The organism is Streptomyces sp. NPDC003379 (assembly GCF_053589195.1).
In genome coordinates this window covers 233,385-250,293 of record NZ_JBSFRK010000006.1, presented here as the reverse complement: position 1 = coordinate 250,293, position 16,909 = coordinate 233,385, and the positions used below count along the sequence as shown (strand labels likewise).

The window sequence follows — 16,909 nt, the reverse complement described above, 5'->3', positions numbered from 1 at the left end:
CCCGCGCCTCCGTGGAGGTGCGGGCCGTCGTCGTGGTGCTACGCGACGTCACTTGTCGGTGTCGTCCTTCTGGTCGGCGGCCTGCTCGTCGCCCTCTTCGCCCTCGACTACGGGGATGAGGGAGAGCTTGCCGCGGGAGTCGATCTCGGCGATCTCGACCTGGACCTTCTGGCCCACGCCGACGACGTCCTCGACGTTCTCCACACGCTTGCCGCCGGCGAGCTTGCGGATCTGCGAGATGTGCAGCAGACCGTCCTTGCCCGGCATGAGGGAGACGAACGCGCCGAAGGTCGTCGTCTTCACGACGGTGCCCAGGTAGCGCTCGCCGACCTCCGGCATGGTCGGGTTGGCGATGCCGTTGATCGTGGCGCGGGCGGCCTCGGCCTGCGAGCCCTGCTGGGCACCGATGTAGATGGTGCCGTCGTCCTCGATCGTGATGTCGGCGCCGGTGTCCTCCTGGATCTGGTTGATCATCTTGCCCTTCGGGCCGATGACCTCACCGATCTTGTCCACCGGGATCTTGACGGTGATAATGCGCGGCGCGTTCGGGGACATCTCGTCCGGAACGTCGATGGCCTCGTTCATCACGTCGAGGATGTGCAGACGCGCGTCACGGGCCTGCTTCAGCGCGGCGGCCAGGACCGAGGCGGGGATGCCGTCGAGCTTGGTGTCGAGCTGGAGCGCGGTGACGAACTGCTTCGTACCGGCGACCTTGAAGTCCATGTCACCGAAGGCGTCCTCCGCACCGAGGATGTCGGTGAGGGTGACGTAGTGCGTCTCGCCGTCGATCTCCTGGGAGATCAGACCCATGGCGATACCGGCGACGGCGGCCTTGAGCGGCACACCGGCGTTCAGCAGCGACATGGTGGAGGCGCAGACGGAGCCCATGGACGTCGAGCCGTTGGAGCTGAGCGCCTCGGACACCTGGCGGATCGCGTAGGGGAACTCCTCGCGCGTCGGCAGGACCGGCACGAGCGCGCGCTCGGCGAGGGCGCCGTGGCCGATCTCGCGGCGCTTCGGGGAGCCGACACGGCCCGTCTCGCCGGTGGAGTACGGCGGGAAGTTGTAGTTGTGCATGTAGCGCTTGCGCGTCACCGGGGACAGCGTGTCGAGCTGCTGCTCCATACGGAGCATGTTCAGCGTCGTGACACCCAGGATCTGGGTCTCGCCACGCTCGAACAGCGCCGAGCCGTGGACGCGCGGGATGGCCTCGACCTCGGCGGCGAGCGTACGGATGTCGGTCACACCGCGACCGTCGATCCGCTTCTTCTCCTTGATGACGCGCTCACGGACCAGGGTCTTGGTCAGCGAGCGGTACGCGGCGGAGATCTCCTTCTCGCGGCCCTCGAACTGCGGGAGCAGCTTCTCGCCGGCCAGCGCCTTGACGCGGTCCAGCTCGCTCTCGCGCTCCTGCTTGCCCGCGATCGTCAGCGCCTGGGCGAGCTCGGCCTTGACCGCGGCGGTCAGGGCCTCCAGGACGTCGTCCTCGTAGTCGAGGAAGACCGGGAACTCGCCGGTGGGCTTGGCGGCCTTGGCTGCGAGGTCCGACTGGGCCTTGCAGAGCGCCTTGATGAAGGGCTTCGCGGCCTCGAGACCGGCGGCCACGACCTCCTCGGTCGGCGCCTCGGCGCCGCCCTTGACGAGCTCGATGGTCTTCTCGGTGGCCTCGGCCTCGACCATCATGATCGCGACGTCGCCGTCGTCGAGGACGCGACCGGCGACGACCATGTCGAAGACGGCGTCCTCGAGCTCGGTGTGCGTCGGGAAGGCGACCCACTGGCCCTTGATGAGCGCCACGCGCGTGCCGCCGATCGGGCCCGAGAAGGGCAGGCCGGCCAGCTGCGTGGAGCAGGAGGCGGCGTTGATCGCGACCACGTCGTACAGGTGGTCGGGGTTGAGAGCCATGATCGTCTCGACGACCTGGATCTCGTTACGCAGGCCCTTCTTGAAAGAAGGACGCAGCGGGCGGTCGATCAGGCGGCAGGTGAGGATCGCGTCCTCGGAGGGGCGGCCCTCACGGCGGAAGAAGGAACCGGGGATCTTGCCGGCCGCGTACTGCCGCTCCTCGACGTCCACCGTCAGGGGGAAGAAGTCGAGCTGGTCCTTGGGCTTCTTGGACGCGGTGGTGGCCGAGAGGACCATCGTGTCGTCGTCCAGGTAGGCCACGGCGGAACCGGCGGCCTGACGGGCCAGACGGCCCGTCTCGAAGCGGATGGTACGGGTGCCGAAAGTGCCGTTGTCGATGACGGCCTCGGCGTAGTGGGTCTCGTTCTCCACTGTTCTCCTACGTGTCTACGTTTCGTCTTCTCGCCCGGGGGCCCGTGTGGCCCGGGGGCGGTGTCCCGTGTGTCCTGTGGACCGGGACGGTGTGGAGAAGCGCGCCGTGTGTGCGGGCCGGTCTTCGATCGAAGCACCCGGGGATGTCTCCCGGGGGCCACTACCGAGGACCGGCGGCGGCGAGGTGCGCCTCTCCCTCGTGGGTCGTGCTCGTGGGGTCGTGCTCGGTGTCCCGGGGTCTCTTTGCGTACCCACGGGACGTGCGTGTGTCACCAGACTACAAAGCGACGGTGACACCGCGCACGTACAGCAAAGGGAGCGGCCCCCTTCGAGTGCTTCGAGTGGGAACCGCTCCCTTCACGGCGTCTTACTTGGCGCCCGCCGCACCGCGGCGGATGCCGAGGCGGTCAACCAGGGCACGGAAGCGCTGGATGTCCTTCTTGGCCAGGTACTGCAGCAGACGGCGACGCTGGCCGACCAGGATCAGCAGACCACGACGGGAGTGGTGGTCGTGCTTGTGGGTCTTGAGGTGCTCGGTCAGGTCCGAGATACGACGAGAGAGCATCGCCACCTGAACCTCGGGGGAGCCGGTGTCGCCCTCCTTCTGGCCGAACTCGGTCATGATCTGCTTCTTCGTAGCGGCGTCGAGCGACACGCGTACTCCTCGTGATGTCTTCGAGTGCCTCCGAGTGTCCCTGGTCTACATCTCAGGGGAGCTTCCGTGACTCGGGAGGCGGGGATGGGCCGCTGGGCGCGGGTCCGGGTCCTTGGCGGGTCCGGGGTCCGGGCCCTTGCGGGGCCTGGGGTCCGGGTCCCTGGGGATTCGGGGGTGCGCAGACAGACGGTCGTTAGACAGGGTACCAGTCGGGTTGTACGGGCCTGGCCGCGGGGACAGAAGCGGGATCGTCCGGGGCTGACCGTGGGCCCATGGGTATGAGGCCTGTCGTCTGACGACTGTCTACGTGATGCGGCGATCATTCGGCTCGTCAGCTCGTCAGCTCGTCATGGCTCTGGCCCTGGCGTACACGTCGAAGACCGCGAGGGTCAGCGGCACCAGGGTCAGCAGTACGAAGGCCTCGGCGATCTCCAGGAGGCGGCCCCAGAAAGGCGTCACGCCGGTGCGCGAAGTGATCAGCCCGAGAGCCGTGACCAGCGCCACCGCCGCCGCGATGGCCGCGACGAGCCATACGGTGCGCAGGTCGAGCGCGGCCGAGTCGCCCGCCAGGGCGTCGCGCATGAGGTCCCGCGGGGGGTTGAGGCAGAGGCCGAGGCCGAGCAGGACCAGGGACGCGAGGCCCGCGGCCAGGGCGGAGCCGACCTGCGCGGTGTAGCGGAAGAGGTGTGCGCGCATCAGCATCGCGATGCCGGTGGCGAGGGCCAGTAGCTGCCCCCATACGTCATCGGAGAAGCCGAGGACGGCTGCCGAACCGATGGCCAGCAAGGCACAACCGCCGACGAGACCGACGAGCAACTCGTGACCGCGGCGGGCCTGGGCGGCGATGCGCTCGGCGTCGACGGGTTCCTGCGGGGCGGGCTCCGCGCCGTACTCGCTCCGGCTGCCGTGCGGCGGCTCGAATCCGATGGGGAGGCGGGCGAACCGCATGGACAGGCCCGGCAGGAAGGCGAGGGCTCCCACGGCCAGTGGGGCGCACAGAGCGGCCGTCTCGACGGGAGACAGCCGCCACAGCGTCGCGAGGAACGTCGCGAGCAGGCCCACGGCCGAGGCGAAGAGGCAGGCGACGAACGGGGCGTCCCCGCGCGGCGACACGAGGGTGAGGATCGTAGAAGCGACGAGCACCGCCGTGCAGGCGAGCAGGGCCTGGAGCCGCCCGATGCCTTGCCCCTCGGTCAGTGCCAGCAGCCCCGACCCCGCCACGGCGAGGTTCGGCAGCGCACCGAGACCGAGGGCCACCGACGCGGCGCGGTCGTCGTAGATCCGTGCCCGCACGGCGGAGAGGGTGAGCAGGAGGACTCCCGCGATGGCGGCCAGGATGCCGGGGATGCCGTGCATGTCGTGGCGAGGGGCCGCCGTCCAGGCCGCGCAGGCCAGGAGGGCCGACAGCGCCGCGGTGCCGGTGAGCCCGGCGCCGCGCGTCAGCTCGCCGTTCCACAGCATGCGGTCCCGGGTCACCGCGGCCGCGACCGCTTCGGACACGTCGTCGAAGACGGCCGGCGGAAGCGACTCCGAGAAGGGGCGCAGGGTGAGCAGCTCACCCTCCAGGATGCGCTGCGCGGTGAAGGAGCGGGCGCTGTCCAGGACCTTGCCGTCACGGCGTACGAGGTGGTAGCCGACCGGCGCTCCCTCGGCCGGGCCTTGCCGGGACAGCCGCAGGATCTCCGGGTAGAGGTCCGCGACGGGGACGTCGTCGGGCAGAGACACGTCGATCCGGCTGTCCGGCGCCACGATGGTGACCCGGCAGAACCCGAATCCCGCACTGGTCCCCGAAGCTGTCCCGCGGCTGGAATGTCCTGCTCCGCTGGCCGTCGCGGAGGCCGTCATGCTCACCTGCCTGCTCCCCCTCAGTCGCTGGCGCCGGTCCGGCTTGCCGCGGTTCCCGGTTCGTTGCCCACGTTGTCCTGCGGCTTGATGCACATGCGTTCACGCGCGCATCGGCACCCTATCGCCCGACCGTCGTCGTGTATGTCAGTAGGATCACCCGACGGTCGCCGTTCGCCCGACACGGGGCGGCGGACGGAACGCCGCGGCCCGGCAAGGGATTTGGTGCCCAGTGAGCCATATCGTCGTCAAGCGCCCGCCTCGGGCTCTGCCCTCGGCAGTGCCCAGCGAAGAAGTGCTGGTGCAACCTCCGCCCGAGCTTCCCCGGGATCAGCAAGAGGGCGCGATGATGCAGTTGCTGCCCATGCTCGGCATGGGTGGCTCCGTGGTCTTCTTCTTCATGCCCAATTCGCATCCGTTCATGAAGGTCATGGGCATGGTCATGGTCGCCTCCACGGTGGCCATGTCGGTGGCCATGCTCATTCGCTACCGTCGCGGAAATCAGGGGCAGTTGGCGGACCTGCGGCGCGACTACTTGCGGTACCTGCAGCAGACTCGGCGTGCCGCACAGGACACCGCGAAGGCCCAGCGCGACGCGCAGTACTACCTCCACCCCTCACCCGAGCAACTGTGGGCGCTGGTCGCCGAGGGCAGCCGGGTCTGGGAGCGCCGCGCCGGTGACGAGGACTTCGGGCAGGTGCGCGTCGGCCTCGGCCCGCAGGAGCTCGCCACTCCCCTCGTTCCGCCGCAGACCGCTCCGGTGGACGAGCTCGAGCCGCTCACCGCGGGCGCGATGCAGCGCTTCCTCGGGGCACACAGCACGCTTGAAGACCTGCCGATGGCCGTCTCGCTGCGCGCCTTCTACCACGTGACGATCAGTGGGGATCCCGAGACGGCACGCGGCACGGCCCGTGCGCTCACCGCGGCCCTCGCCTCGCTTCACTCCCCCCAGGACCTGGTGATCGCCGTCGGGGCGGGCAGGTCGGCGGCGCCCGTCTGGGAATGGACCAAGTGGCTGCCGCACAGTCAGGTGCCGGGCGCGGCGGACGGCGCCGGCAGCCGCCGTCTCTTCACCGGCGACCCGACGGGACTGGAGAGCATGCTCGCCGCCCGGTTCCAGGGGCGGCCGCGCTTCCATCCCGAGGGCGACCCGCTGCCGGAGGAGCCGCACATCGTCGTCGTACTCGACGGCCTGTCGCTGCCTCCGCTGTCGGCGCTGGCCTCGCCCGAGGGACTGCAGGGCGTGACGGTCGTAGAGCTGGTTCCAGGAGAACTGGCCCATGGGCGCGGAGGTCTGTCGCTCGCGGTGCATCCGGGGTCGATGCGGATCGAGTCGGGCCACGGCCTGGTGTACGAGGGCACACCCGATGTGCTGTCCTACGAAGGGGCCGAGGCGCTGGCGCGCCAACTCGCTCCGCTGCGCGTCCCGTCCGGTGGTGACGAGGCGGAGCCTCTGCTGGCCAACCTGGAGTTCACGGACCTCCTGAACCTGGGCGACGCCGAGTCGGTGGACACCAGCAGGACGTGGCGTCCGCGTACCCAGGCGGAGCGACTGCGCGTCCCGATCGGTGTCGGCGAGGACGGCCGTCCCGTGATGCTCGACCTCAAGGAGGCCGCGCAGGAGGGCATGGGCCCCCACGGCCTGTGCGTCGGCGCCACCGGCTCCGGAAAGTCGGAGCTGCTGCGCACCCTGGTGCTCGGCCTTGCCGTGACGCACTCCTCCGAGACCCTGAACTTCGTACTCGCCGACTTCAAGGGTGGCGCCACCTTCGCGGGCATGGCGCAGATGCCGCACGTCGCCGCCGTCATCACCAACCTGGCGGACGACCTGACGCTGGTCGACCGCATGGGCGACTCCATCCGCGGCGAGCTCAACCGCCGCCAGGAACTGCTGCGGGACGCGGGCAACTACGCGAACATCCACGACTACGAGAAGGCGAGGGCGGCGGGCGCCCCGCTCCAGTCCATCCCTTCCCTGGTCCTGGTGATCGACGAGTTCAGCGAACTGCTCACCGCCAAGCCGGATTTCATCGACATGTTCGTACAGATCGGCCGCATCGGCCGGTCGCTCGGCGTGCATCTGCTGCTCGCCTCACAGCGCCTGGAGGAGGGACGGCTGCGGGGGTTGGAGACGTATCTCTCGTACCGCGTCGGGCTGCGCACCTTCTCCGCCGCCGAGTCGCGCGCGGCGCTCGGGGTGCCGGATGCCTACCATCTGCCGAACGTTCCCGGCTCCGGTTATCTCACGTTCGGCACGGACGAGATGGTGCGGTTCAAGGCGGCGTACGTCTCCGGGGTGTACCGCTCCGGTTCGACGCAGGCCGCGGCTGTCGGCGGAGCGCGGCCTGTGGACCGCCGGCCGGTGCTGTTCACGGCGGCCGAGGTGCCGGTACGGTACGGGACCCCGCCGATGCCCGCACCGGGTCCCTCGGCGGACCCCGCCATTCCCGACACTGCTGACGCGCTCGCCGACACCGTGCTCGACGTCATCGTGCGCCGCCTGGAGGCACAGGGCCCCGCCGCCCACCAGGTGTGGCTACCGCCACTGGAGAGCCCGCCGCCTCTGGACGCGCTGCTCACGGGGCTCACCGCCGTAGAGGGCCGCGGGCTCACCCAGCCCGGCTACGCGGGGGCGGGACGCCTCGTCGTACCGCTGGGCCTGGTCGACAAGCCGTACGAGCAGCGTCGCGAGCCCTTGTGGTGCGACTTCTCCGGCGCGGCGGGCCATATGCAGATCATCGGCGGTCCCCAGTCGGGCAAGTCGACCCTCCTGCGCTCCCTGATGGCGGCTTTCGCCCTCACCCACACACCGTACGAAGTGCAGCTCTACGGCCTCGACTTCGGCGGTGGCGGCATGGCGTCCGTGGCCGGGCTCCCCCACGTAGGAGGGGTCGCCTCGCGGCTGGATCCCGAGCGGGTGCGGCGCACGCTGGCCGAGGTGTACGGCGTACTGAGCCGACGCGAGGAGTACTTCCGTACGGCGGGCATCGCGTCGATCGCCGACTTCCGAGCGCGTCGGGCGCGCGGCGAGATCTCGGTGACGGACCAGCCGTGGGGTGATGTCTTCCTGATCATCGACGGGTGGGGCAACTTCCGTTCCGATTACGAAGGTCTGGAACCTGCCGTCCTTGACATCGCGGCGCGCGGACTCGGCTACGGCGTCCACCTGATCCTCACCGCGTCACGCTCCATGGAGGTCCGCGCGAACCTCAAGGACCACCTGATGAACCGCCTCGAACTGCGGCTCGGCGACACCATGGACTCCGAGTTCGACCGCAAGGTCGCGGCCAACGTCCCCGCCGGGGTGCCTGGCCGGGGCCAGACCCCGCAGCGGCAGCACTTCATGGCGGCCGTGCCCCGCGCCGATGGGCTCTCCTCCGACACGGACCTCGCCGACGCGACGGCCGCACTCACCGCCGAGGTCTCCCGCCACTGGACGGAGCCCGGCGCGCCGGCGGTCCGTCTGCTTCCCCGCGAGCTTCCGGCCGAACAGCTGCCTCCGGGCCATGCGTTCCCCGAACGGGGTGTCTCCTTCGCCCTCGACGAGAACAACCTCGAGCCGGTCTTCGTGGACTTCGAGCAGGACCCGTTCTTCCTCGTTTTCGGTGAGAGCGAGTCCGGCAAGTCGAACCTGCTGCGGCTGCTCATCAAGCGACTGACGGAGCGCTACAGCGGTGACGTCTGCAAGCTCTTCGTGGTCGACAACCGCCGCTCCCTCCTCGACGCCACCCCGGCCTCTCACCTGGCCGAGTACATCCCCATGTCCAACGCCATGGATCACCACATGGCCGCGCTGGCCGACCTGGTCCAGCGGCGTACCCCGACGGCGGACGTCACCGCGCGACAGCTGCGCGAGCGCAGTTGGTGGCAGGGCCCGACGGTGTACGTGGTCGTCGACGACTACGACCTGGTATCCACCTCCAGCGGCAACCCGCTGGGTGTCCTCACCGAGCTGCTCCCCTTCGCCCGGGACGTGGGCGTCCGTTTCATCATCGCCCGCTCGACGGCGGGCGCGGGACGGGCGGCGTACGAGCCGTTCATGCAGCGGATGAAGGAGCTGGGCGCGCAGGGGGTGGTCCTGGCCGGCGACCCCGACGAGGGTGACCTTCTGGGCGGCGTACGACCGCGGCCGATGCCGACCGGGCGGGGGATCTTCGTGTCGCGGAGGCGGGGGAAGCCGATGGTGCAGACAGGGTTGGTGGCCGGGGAGTACTGAGTGTGCTCCCGCTCCGGGCCGCACCCCGGGGGCGGCCTTCCTCGACCTCTGAACAGCGGCGGAGCACCGCAAGTAGTGTGGCTCCACAGCACTTTCGTACGTTGTGAAGGGACCGCTCCGCCATGGCTGAGACACGGGACACCGAGGACACCGAGGACACCGAAGCGCAGGACAAGGCTCGCAAGGAACGCGAGAAGGAGGAGCTCTACGCCCTCGACATCTCCGGCGTCGAGTGGCGCAGCGCTCCCGGCACCGAGCACCACGAAGAGCGGGTCGAGATCGCGGATCTGCCCGGGGGCGCGGTGGCGATGCGGTCGTCTCTGGAGCCGGAGACAGTACTGCGGTACACGGAGGCGGAGTGGCGGGCCTTTGTGCTGGGGGCGCGGGACGGTGAGTTCGACCTGGAGCCTTCCGCACGCAATGGCGGGCTTCCCGCGGAGTGAGAAACGGGCGACGTGAAGGGGTGGACGCCTCCCGCGCGCGTCCACCCCTTCATGTCCTACGCCTGCATTCTCGCCCCGTACTCGCGCGGGCTCATTGGAAGTAGCTGGCGCCCTTGAGGTCACCGCCGCGGTAGTCGCCGCCGGCCTGGCCGACCTTCTGGCCGATCTCCACGAGGGCCCGGTGGATGGCCTCGACGTGCTGGTCCCATTCCTTCTGTTTGACGGTGTACGCCGTGTGGGCCTCGCCCTCCCAGCCCTCGGCCACCTTGGCCACGGCCCGCTTGATGTCGGCGAGGTCGGCTTCGAGCTGCTTGGCCTGGATGCCGAGTTCGGTGGTGATGGCGTCGAGGCCGCCGTACTTGACGGCGAGTTCGTCCAGGTGAACGTTTGCCATGCTTGCCCCGTTTCTCAGGTGTGGTGCGTTGGGTGCTCTGCGCCGAATGCTGTGTGCTGAATGCTGTGCGCCGAATGCTGTGCGCTCAGTAGCTGCTGATGGCCGACTGCTTACCGCCGTACTGGACATCGATGCTGTTCATCGTCGACTGGACCTGGTCCTCAAGGCCGTCCACGAGCTTCTCGTTGCCGCTGATGCCTTCGAGGAAGTCCACCAGGAGGTTGCCGATCGCTCGCATGTGCTGGTTGATCTCGGTCTGCTTCTTGTCGAAGGCGTGCGCTCCGATGCCCCGCCAGTTGGCCTCCATCGTGTCGAGCGTGCCCTGGAGACGCTTGAGCTGCTTCTGGACCGAGTCGTACTTGCCCACGATCTCTTTCTTCAGAAGCGCCACTTGCTGGTTGTTCAACTTCTGGCCGTCAGCCACGGTCGGGCTCCCTTCCTCTACCTTCGTTGGGATGTATCGGTTGCTTCCCTGCCGAGCTCAGGCTCTGCGCCGAGCGCGCACCGCGGCGTAACCACCGCCGCAGAACACGGCGACAGCGGCGAGGCCTCCGCCGATGAGCCACATCCGGGAGGAGTCGTCGCCGCCGTCCGAGGACTTCGCCACCGTGGCATGTTCGTCGCTTGAAGTGCCCTTGCGTGGGGTCGGTGAAGAGGACGCGGCGGGTGCGGAGGCGGAGGCGGAAGGAGCGGTGCCGTCCTTGTCGCTTCCAGCAACCGCGGTTTTCTTGTTCGTGATCGGGTCGACGTCCGCGGGGCCGGGCTTGCCCTCGCCCTTCACGACATTGCGAGCGGGGCGGATCAGCCCGTAGCCGAGGTAGTCACTGGGCTTGTCCTTGGGCCAGTCGCGTCCCGCGGTGTCGATGAGGACGCGGAGGACCTGGTTGGCGGTCCAGTCGGGGTGCTCGGACCAGACGAGGGCGGCGGAGGCGGAAGCGATGGCGGTGGCGGAGCTGGTGCCGCCGCCGCCGTTGTCGCAGTACGAGCGGAATGTCGCGTCGCACCAGTGGGGAATGTCCCGGCCCGGCGCGGCAAGATCCACGTAGGCGCCGAACTCCGAGTACTTGGCGACCTTGCCGGACCGATCAGCGGCGGATACGCCCGCGACCTGAGGATACGCGGCGGGGTACCCGATGAAGTTCTTCTTCTCCGCGTCGTTTCCCACGCCCGCGAACATCAGCTTCCCCTTCGAAGCGGCGTACTCCACTGCCGCCTTCTCCTCCGGGTACATGAAGTCGCTGCCGAAGGACATGTTGATGATGTGCGCATCGCTGTCCGCGGCGGCACGAATCGCTTCAGCACTGTCGCTTTCCTGCTCACCGCCGAGGGAGGTCCGGAAAGAGATGACTTCCGCTCCAGGCGCCAGCCCCTTGAGCCCTCCACTTCGGCCGGAACCAACGATCAGCTCCGCCATGGTCGTTCCATGACTGTCGTAGTCGTCCAGCGCCCCGCCCCGCTTTCCCGTTACGTCCTTTCCAGGCGTAACACGGCCTTTGAGGGAGGGCGTCATCGAAACACCGGAGTCGACGACAGCAACTTTGATCCCCTTACCGGTGCTCACCTTCCAAAGGTCATCGGAGCTCATCGCCTCCAGGTACCACTGCTTCGGCTGGGCGTCGGCAGCAACCGTGCCCGGAGCCAGCCCGACAGACAGGAGGGCCAGTACGCCAACTATCGAGCCACCGGTGGCGACCCGTCCCCGTGCCCTCCGCGTGCACGACGCATGCCGCCTGCCGTATCGGCTGAACCCTGCATTCATGCCCTGCATGTCCTCGCTCACGATTAGTTGACTACTGGCGGCACGGGCCGTGCCCCATAGGGCGGATGTATTTCTTCGTCCTCGGCCAAGCCGTCGGGCCGCTGCGCGGCCTCCTCACCTTCTTCGCCAGGGAGCCGCTGGTTACCCGTGGAAGCGCGCGCCAGACCGGTCCCACCAGCGGTGAACCCGTTTCTGCGCCCCCCGTCCGCGACCGTGCGCCCCTTCGGAGCCCCAACGACGCCGTTAGGGCTGCCAAGGGTCCGACGAGGCGTCTGGCCTCTGCCACCACCTTGCGGACTCGCGCCCACTACCCCTCGCTGGCCGACGCTGACGCTCTCAGCTGAAGAGGTACGTGGTCCCTGAGCACCGGTGACGGGACCTCGCGGCGCCCTCGAACCGGCCGGGCCGGACACGGGCCCCGGCTGTGGACGCCCTCCGACTACGCCCTGGGATCGCGCCGCGCCAGTGGGATTCGGACCGCCCGGGTTTAGGCCCGGCACTCCGTGGGGCCGTGGCGTTCCACCGGTGGCACTGCGCCCAACCGGTGGCTGCCCAGGTCCTGCCGGACCACCGACGCTCCGCCCGTGGCCAGTTGGACCGCCCGGCCCAGTCGGCCCTAGTGGCCCACGCCCAGGGCCCCCTCCGGGGCCCGCGGGGCCACTCGACCCTGTTCGTCCTTGCGAAGGCATCGGGTTCTTCGTGACTCCCATAGGACCAGAAGTACGTGCGGTGGGGCCGCTGATCACCGGACTGAAACGGCTTCGCCCCAAAGGAGGAACGGGCGTCGCGTCGTTCGTCACTGGGCCCGAAGGCGGAGCCTGGGCGACGGGAACCGGGTTAGCTGTCTGGGGAGGCAATGTACCGACGCTGTCGATCTCCGTACCGACAGAACGAACGGGAGAGACGACGGGGCCTTGCGCCTCCTCGCGAGACGGCGAGGAGGCATCCGGGCCGACAGGGCCGGCAGGGCCGGTGGACGCGGTGTCGGCTGAGGGCTGGAGCGCCGAATGAGTTCCGGCGGCGCCTGTGGTGGAATACGCGCCGCCTCCCCTGGCGTCGGTCAGGATCGGACTGCGCTCCGGCCTGGGCACCCCCACCTTCGGCATGGCCGAAAACGTAGGCGGCTCCTGCCTGGCCATGCCCTCCTGCGACACCAGATAGAACGACGCCAACCGGTTCATCTGGTTGATCGCCTCTTGCCGATGCTGCTCCGCCTTGACGGCGGCACCGTACTCCTCGTTCCCCTCAACTCTCGCAGGAGAGGGGATATCCTTGACGGTCTTCGGGTCGGCTCGATTGTCGCGCGGCGGCATGGAGCCGCGTACGGACGCCAAGCCCGCACCGGCCGAAGCCATTTGCACGCTCGCAGCTTCGGCGAAGTCGGAGAGCTTGTGGGTGTCCTTGACGAGGTTCTTGCCCCATTTGCGAAAAGCCTGCCCCGCCTCGCCCTCCCAGTCGACCCGGTCGATGTGCCCACCCAGCTCCCTGGCAGCTGCGGCGATCGCGTCGCGCGCCTTCTGGAGCGCCTCGCCAGCACTTTCCAGATCGCCCGGCTTGGCCTGCTCGACCAGGTCGACCATGTCATTGAGACGGTGCCCTTCGAAGCCCACTACGACCACCCGGTGTCGGACTTGTCGCTGCCGTGGCCACCCTGCTCCTCAGGCGTGCCGCCGCGCTCACGCCCGGCCGCTCCCTGCTCCCGGTCGACCTTGGTCTGGATAGCCCAAAAGCGTTGCCGCAGATCGTCTTCGAGGTTGTCGAAGCCGACGTCCGCACCATGCACGGCGATCCCCATCGCCTCGATCTGGTCACCGAGCATCTTGGAGAGCGAGGTCAGCCGCTCATGTACCTGGTCGTACTGCGAGTACAAGCCGTCGGCCTCGGGGAATGCGCTGCCGGTGCCACTGAAGGAGGCCCGGGAGACCTTCTGCGTGCCGACGTTGGACGGACCGGCGGCCGAGCCCTCGAACTCCGTGAGAAGAGTATTGATTCGCCGCCGGAACGTCTTCAACGCTTCCAGGCCACGCTTGACATCGGCGCCTGCTGACGGCGCAGTACCCTCGTACCCGTCCGTAGGAAGCACGAGACGTTCCCTCCCCGTAACCTGCCTGCCCGACCTTCTCGTGATCGCGGTGGCTGGTGATCACTTGTGCATCTGTGTCACTCTAGTCACTCCCTGTGTCCCGACCAACTGGGCAAGACGTAGCGGCAGTTGCAAATCGGCCACCCGAGGGGACTTGGACGAACCGCGACCCGCCGCTCGATGCCAGTTGCGCACGTCACCTCAGACCCCTCACGGCCTGTCGCAGTATGCACAATGCCACCACCGTGCCTCCGCAGCGACGTTCTGGCTACTCAACCCTTCTGAGTACATCTACTCAGTCCCTTGAGGCGCAACCACCGCTACTGTCACGGGCGTTCAGGTCATCCGGCGGAGCCGGCAACCGTGACGCACTGGCGGCCAGAGGAAACACTCCAAGGAGGGAGACCACGTATGGCGTGGGATGAATGGGAGCAGCTCAAAGCCAATGCGGCAGACCGCCAGCCCACACAGCTGCAGCTCAACCAAGCTCCGAGCGACCGGGGGAGCGCCGACCCAAGCCCTAGCGGTGCAGATGGCTGGGACAGCGGTGGCTCGACCGGGCTCAAGTCCAGTAGGGCTGCGTGGAGCAAAGCTGGGGAGGGGGTCGGCTCGCTGCGAGAGAACATCAGCAAGGCGCTGGCGAAGCTGGAAGAGGGCCAGAAGGGGCTCGGTCAAGGCCCTCAGTGTCTTAGCGCGGCAGCTCAGCAGAGCGTCCACGATTCCTGGGAGCGCTACGTCAAGGACGTGAGCCGCAGATGTGGCTCCCTCCAGAAATTGTTGGAACAGATGGGCCGTCATCAGCAGAAGACCGACGAGGCAGTGGAAGCCGAGCTCTCAAAGTTGTCCGTCGCGTACGGGGACACGCGGGCTACGGGCGGCCAGGCCAAGGGACAGTGACCTCCGACAATGGATTACACGACACTCAGATCCCTCACTCCGTCCAAGTTCGAGAACGCAGCGGACGGGTATCGCACGACCAGTGACATGGCCAGTACGGCCAAGGATCACATCGACAAACAAGTCACTGCTGGGATGCGGAAATCCCTCGAAGGTGCGACTGCCAGGGCAGCCCTCAAACAATTGTCCGAGCTGGCAGAGAATTTCCACTACACCCAGGTCGAGTGCGGCTTGATCGGAACGGCACTCAACGGCTTCGCCTACGACCTCGCTGCAGCCAAGAGGAAACTCGACTCAGCCGTTGATGCCGCCCAGGCAGAGAAATTTACCGTAAACCCTGATGGCACAGTCAGTTACCCGTCAGCTGGCAAGAAGACCAACGGCGAACAGCCCGAAGGTGGAACGGCAAACGGCACGACCGACGAAACCGCAGCTGGCCTGAACCGCCAGGCCGCCAACTTCGATCCCAATCCGAACTATGCCCGCGCCCAGGAGTACGCCGACCGCATCGCCGCTGCTATCCAAGAGGCGACGGAAGCCGACGAGAAGTGGGCTCCGAAGCTAAGGGCACTCAAAGCTGACGATGATCTCTCGGTTTCTGCCCGGGACTGGTCCGACGCGCAGGCCGATATGCATGGAGTTCGAGACGGAGCGAAAGAGTATCTGGAGACGCTTGGAGGGCCTCCCAAGGACGGCACCCCCCAGGAGAACGCGAAGTGGTGGAAGAACCTCACTGCAGAGGAACAGGCTGATTACGTCGCTGTCCGGCCTGCGTCGGTAGGAGCCTTGGACGGCCTGCCGGCGGATGTCCGTGACGAGGCCAACCGCATGGTGCTGGCTGAGAAGCAAGGCCAGTACGAGGTGGCACTGAAGGCCATCCCGCCGGAGCCAATCAATAAGTGGGTCAACGGCGGTGGCCGTGTGGGCATGATACACAGCGATGAATGGATGGACTGGCACAGAAAGTACGGCGAGCGAAAGGAGCACCTTGAAAGTTCGCTCAACGGAATGCAGAAGATTCAGGACCGCTTCGACTCCGCAGGTGTCGAGGGACTGCCCGAAGCCTACCTGCTCGGTTTCAGCGCGGAGGGAAACGGCCGTGCGATCATCGCTACAGGGAATCCGGATACTGCTGACCACACAGCCGTCTACGTTCCTGGCACGACCTCGAACCTGGGGAAGGTCGGAGGAGACATCGATCGCATGACGAATCTGTGGAGAGAAGCCAATGCGGTTGGCGAAGGAGAATCAGTCTCCACTCTGACATGGCTCGGATACGACGCCCCGCAGAGCATCGTAAAAGATGCCCCGTTCAAACACTACGCGGACGACGGGGCACCGGCCTTCAATCAATTCCTGGACGGGCTCGACGCCTCGCGCACCACCGATTCGGAGGGCCATCGCACCGTCATCGGCCATTCATACGGCACCACGCTTGTTGGGTCCGCGGCTCGACAGGGTGACCTCAACGCAGACGACGTGGTGTTCGCGGGCAGTCCTGGGGTTCAGGTGGGCTCGGCCTCGGAGATGGACGTTCCCCGGGGACACGTCTGGAACCAGGAGGCGGAAGGTGATGTGGTCCCGGACGTCGGCCGCTACGGGCACGGTGGAAGTCAGTTCAACGTAGGCGGCGGGGTATGGCTCATCCCCAGCGACGAGCTCTTTGGGGCGAATCAGATGACCACGGACACACATGGACACAGCGACTATTGGGATAGCGGCACCACCAGTCTCGAGAACCAAGCCCAAGTCGTGGTAGGCCGGACAGGGAACGTAGACCTTGAAGAATGAGACGCGGACCGCAGCACTTCTGTTGTCCCTCGCTTTCACCTCAATCACCGGATGCAGCATGACTGATTCAAACGGAGTCACTGACTCTATTCCCTCGTCCGGCACACGGAGTATCGACGATGCCCGATCTGAAACAAAAAGTGTATCCAGCGACATCCTTGACATCATCGGCCTCAAGGGGAGGGTCTCCGAGCCCGGCCCGGGCGTGACCCGGTGCGGCGAGGAAAAGGACCACGAGAAGTTCTTCCGAATGCGTCATCCCTGGAGCTTCACGCCAGAATCGGACAAGGCGCTTGACGACGTGATGAAACGCCTCAGGGAAGAGCTGCCCAAGAATGGATGGAAGGTCGTCGAGTACGAGCACGATGCCAGCCCGAACAGAAACCTGAACCTCACTGCCGACAATGACAAGAGGAAATTCAGCGTCCGCGTCACGCACTACGCTAAAGACAACCCGCCCAAGTTGACCGTAAGAGTGATCTCAGGCTGCTACCAGGTCCCAGAAGGCGAAAGAGTCGACCAGTACTGACGTCTGCGACTCTCCTCGCAAAG

At 67.3% G+C, this 16,909-nt stretch carries 12 protein-coding genes; 5 read left to right on the top strand and 7 right to left on the bottom strand.

Annotated elements, in window-relative coordinates; genetic code table 11:
- Positions 1-48: 48 nt before the first annotated feature.
- The 3 genes from ACWDVB_RS08390 to eccD all read right to left on the bottom strand — a co-directional run bounded on the left by ACWDVB_RS08390 (position 49) and on the right by eccD (position 4,777).
- A complete protein-coding gene (locus tag ACWDVB_RS08390) occupies positions 49-2,277 on the bottom strand; it encodes a polyribonucleotide nucleotidyltransferase (RefSeq protein ID WP_451518700.1) in 2,229 nt (742 codons plus the stop codon).
- Between the two features lie 367 nt (positions 2,278-2,644).
- On the bottom strand, positions 2,645-2,932 hold the full coding sequence (rpsO, locus tag ACWDVB_RS08385; protein WP_007385095.1) for a 30S ribosomal protein S15: 288 nt from the start codon (positions 2,930-2,932) through the stop codon (positions 2,645-2,647).
- A gap of 339 nt (positions 2,933-3,271) precedes the next feature.
- Positions 3,272-4,777 (bottom strand): type VII secretion integral membrane protein EccD, encoded by a 1,506-nt coding sequence (gene eccD, locus ACWDVB_RS08380; RefSeq protein WP_451518709.1) that lies wholly within the window; start codon positions 4,775-4,777, stop codon positions 3,272-3,274.
- A 229-nt stretch (positions 4,778-5,006) separates the two neighbouring features.
- Between eccD and eccCa the strand changes: the two genes are divergently transcribed.
- On the top strand, positions 5,007-8,990 hold the full coding sequence (eccCa, locus tag ACWDVB_RS08375) for a type VII secretion protein EccCa (protein WP_451518699.1): 3,984 nt from the start codon (positions 5,007-5,009) through the stop codon (positions 8,988-8,990).
- Positions 8,991-9,112: 122 nt separating this feature from the next.
- Positions 9,113-9,433, top strand: a complete 321-nt coding sequence (locus ACWDVB_RS08370) for a DUF397 domain-containing protein (protein ID WP_451518698.1) — start codon at positions 9,113-9,115, stop codon at positions 9,431-9,433.
- A gap of 91 nt (positions 9,434-9,524) precedes the next feature.
- Here ACWDVB_RS08370 and ACWDVB_RS08365 read toward each other — a convergent pair whose 3' ends face one another.
- The 4 genes from ACWDVB_RS08365 to ACWDVB_RS08350 all read right to left on the bottom strand — a co-directional run bounded on the left by ACWDVB_RS08365 (position 9,525) and on the right by ACWDVB_RS08350 (position 13,669).
- Positions 9,525-9,827 (bottom strand): WXG100 family type VII secretion target, encoded by a 303-nt coding sequence (locus ACWDVB_RS08365; RefSeq protein ID WP_451518697.1) that lies wholly within the window; start codon positions 9,825-9,827, stop codon positions 9,525-9,527.
- 85 nt (positions 9,828-9,912) lie between these two features.
- The gene (locus ACWDVB_RS08360; protein ID WP_451518696.1) at positions 9,913-10,251 is read right to left on the bottom strand and encodes a WXG100 family type VII secretion target; all 339 of its coding nucleotides are present in this window, start codon (positions 10,249-10,251) and stop codon (positions 9,913-9,915) included.
- A gap of 57 nt (positions 10,252-10,308) precedes the next feature.
- Positions 10,309-11,607, bottom strand: a complete 1,299-nt coding sequence (locus ACWDVB_RS08355; RefSeq protein ID WP_451518695.1) for a S8 family serine peptidase — start codon at positions 11,605-11,607, stop codon at positions 10,309-10,311.
- 1,588 nt (positions 11,608-13,195) lie between these two features.
- Positions 13,196-13,669 carry a hypothetical protein gene (locus ACWDVB_RS08350; RefSeq protein ID WP_451518694.1) on the bottom strand — a complete coding sequence of 158 codons (474 nt, stop codon included), beginning with the start codon at positions 13,667-13,669 and terminating at the stop codon, positions 13,196-13,198.
- A gap of 411 nt (positions 13,670-14,080) precedes the next feature.
- On the opposite strand from ACWDVB_RS08350, the gene ACWDVB_RS08345 reads away from it, so the two are divergent.
- From ACWDVB_RS08345 to ACWDVB_RS08335, 3 genes are read left to right on the top strand one after another with little or no spacing between them, the layout of a single operon-like run.
- Complete coding sequence (locus ACWDVB_RS08345; protein WP_451518693.1) at positions 14,081-14,566, top strand: hypothetical protein; 486 nt, start codon at positions 14,081-14,083, stop codon at positions 14,564-14,566.
- A 9-nt stretch (positions 14,567-14,575) separates the two neighbouring features.
- Positions 14,576-16,357 carry an alpha/beta hydrolase gene (locus tag ACWDVB_RS08340; RefSeq protein ID WP_451518692.1) on the top strand — a complete coding sequence of 594 codons (1,782 nt, stop codon included), beginning with the start codon at positions 14,576-14,578 and terminating at the stop codon, positions 16,355-16,357.
- Entirely contained in the window at positions 16,347-16,886 is a 540-nt protein-coding gene (locus ACWDVB_RS08335) for a hypothetical protein (protein WP_451518691.1), read from the top strand. Before ACWDVB_RS08340 ends, ACWDVB_RS08335 begins: the two co-directional genes overlap by 11 nt.
- Positions 16,887-16,909: the final 23 nt, after the last annotated feature.

Excerpts from the sequence above, each read along its gene's own strand:
- eccD (WP_451518709.1), bottom strand. The coding sequence starts at position 4,777 with ATGACGGCCTCCGCGACGGCCAGCGGAGCAGGACATTCCAGCCGCGGG.
- ACWDVB_RS08370 (WP_451518698.1), top strand. The coding sequence starts at position 9,113 with ATGGCTGAGACACGGGACACCGAGGACACCGAGGACACCGAAGCGCAG.
- ACWDVB_RS08365 (WP_451518697.1), bottom strand. The coding sequence starts at position 9,827 with ATGGCAAACGTTCACCTGGACGAACTCGCCGTCAAGTACGGCGGCCTC.
- ACWDVB_RS08345 (WP_451518693.1), top strand. The coding sequence starts at position 14,081 with ATGGCGTGGGATGAATGGGAGCAGCTCAAAGCCAATGCGGCAGACCGC.
- ACWDVB_RS08340 (WP_451518692.1), top strand. The coding sequence starts at position 14,576 with ATGGATTACACGACACTCAGATCCCTCACTCCGTCCAAGTTCGAGAAC.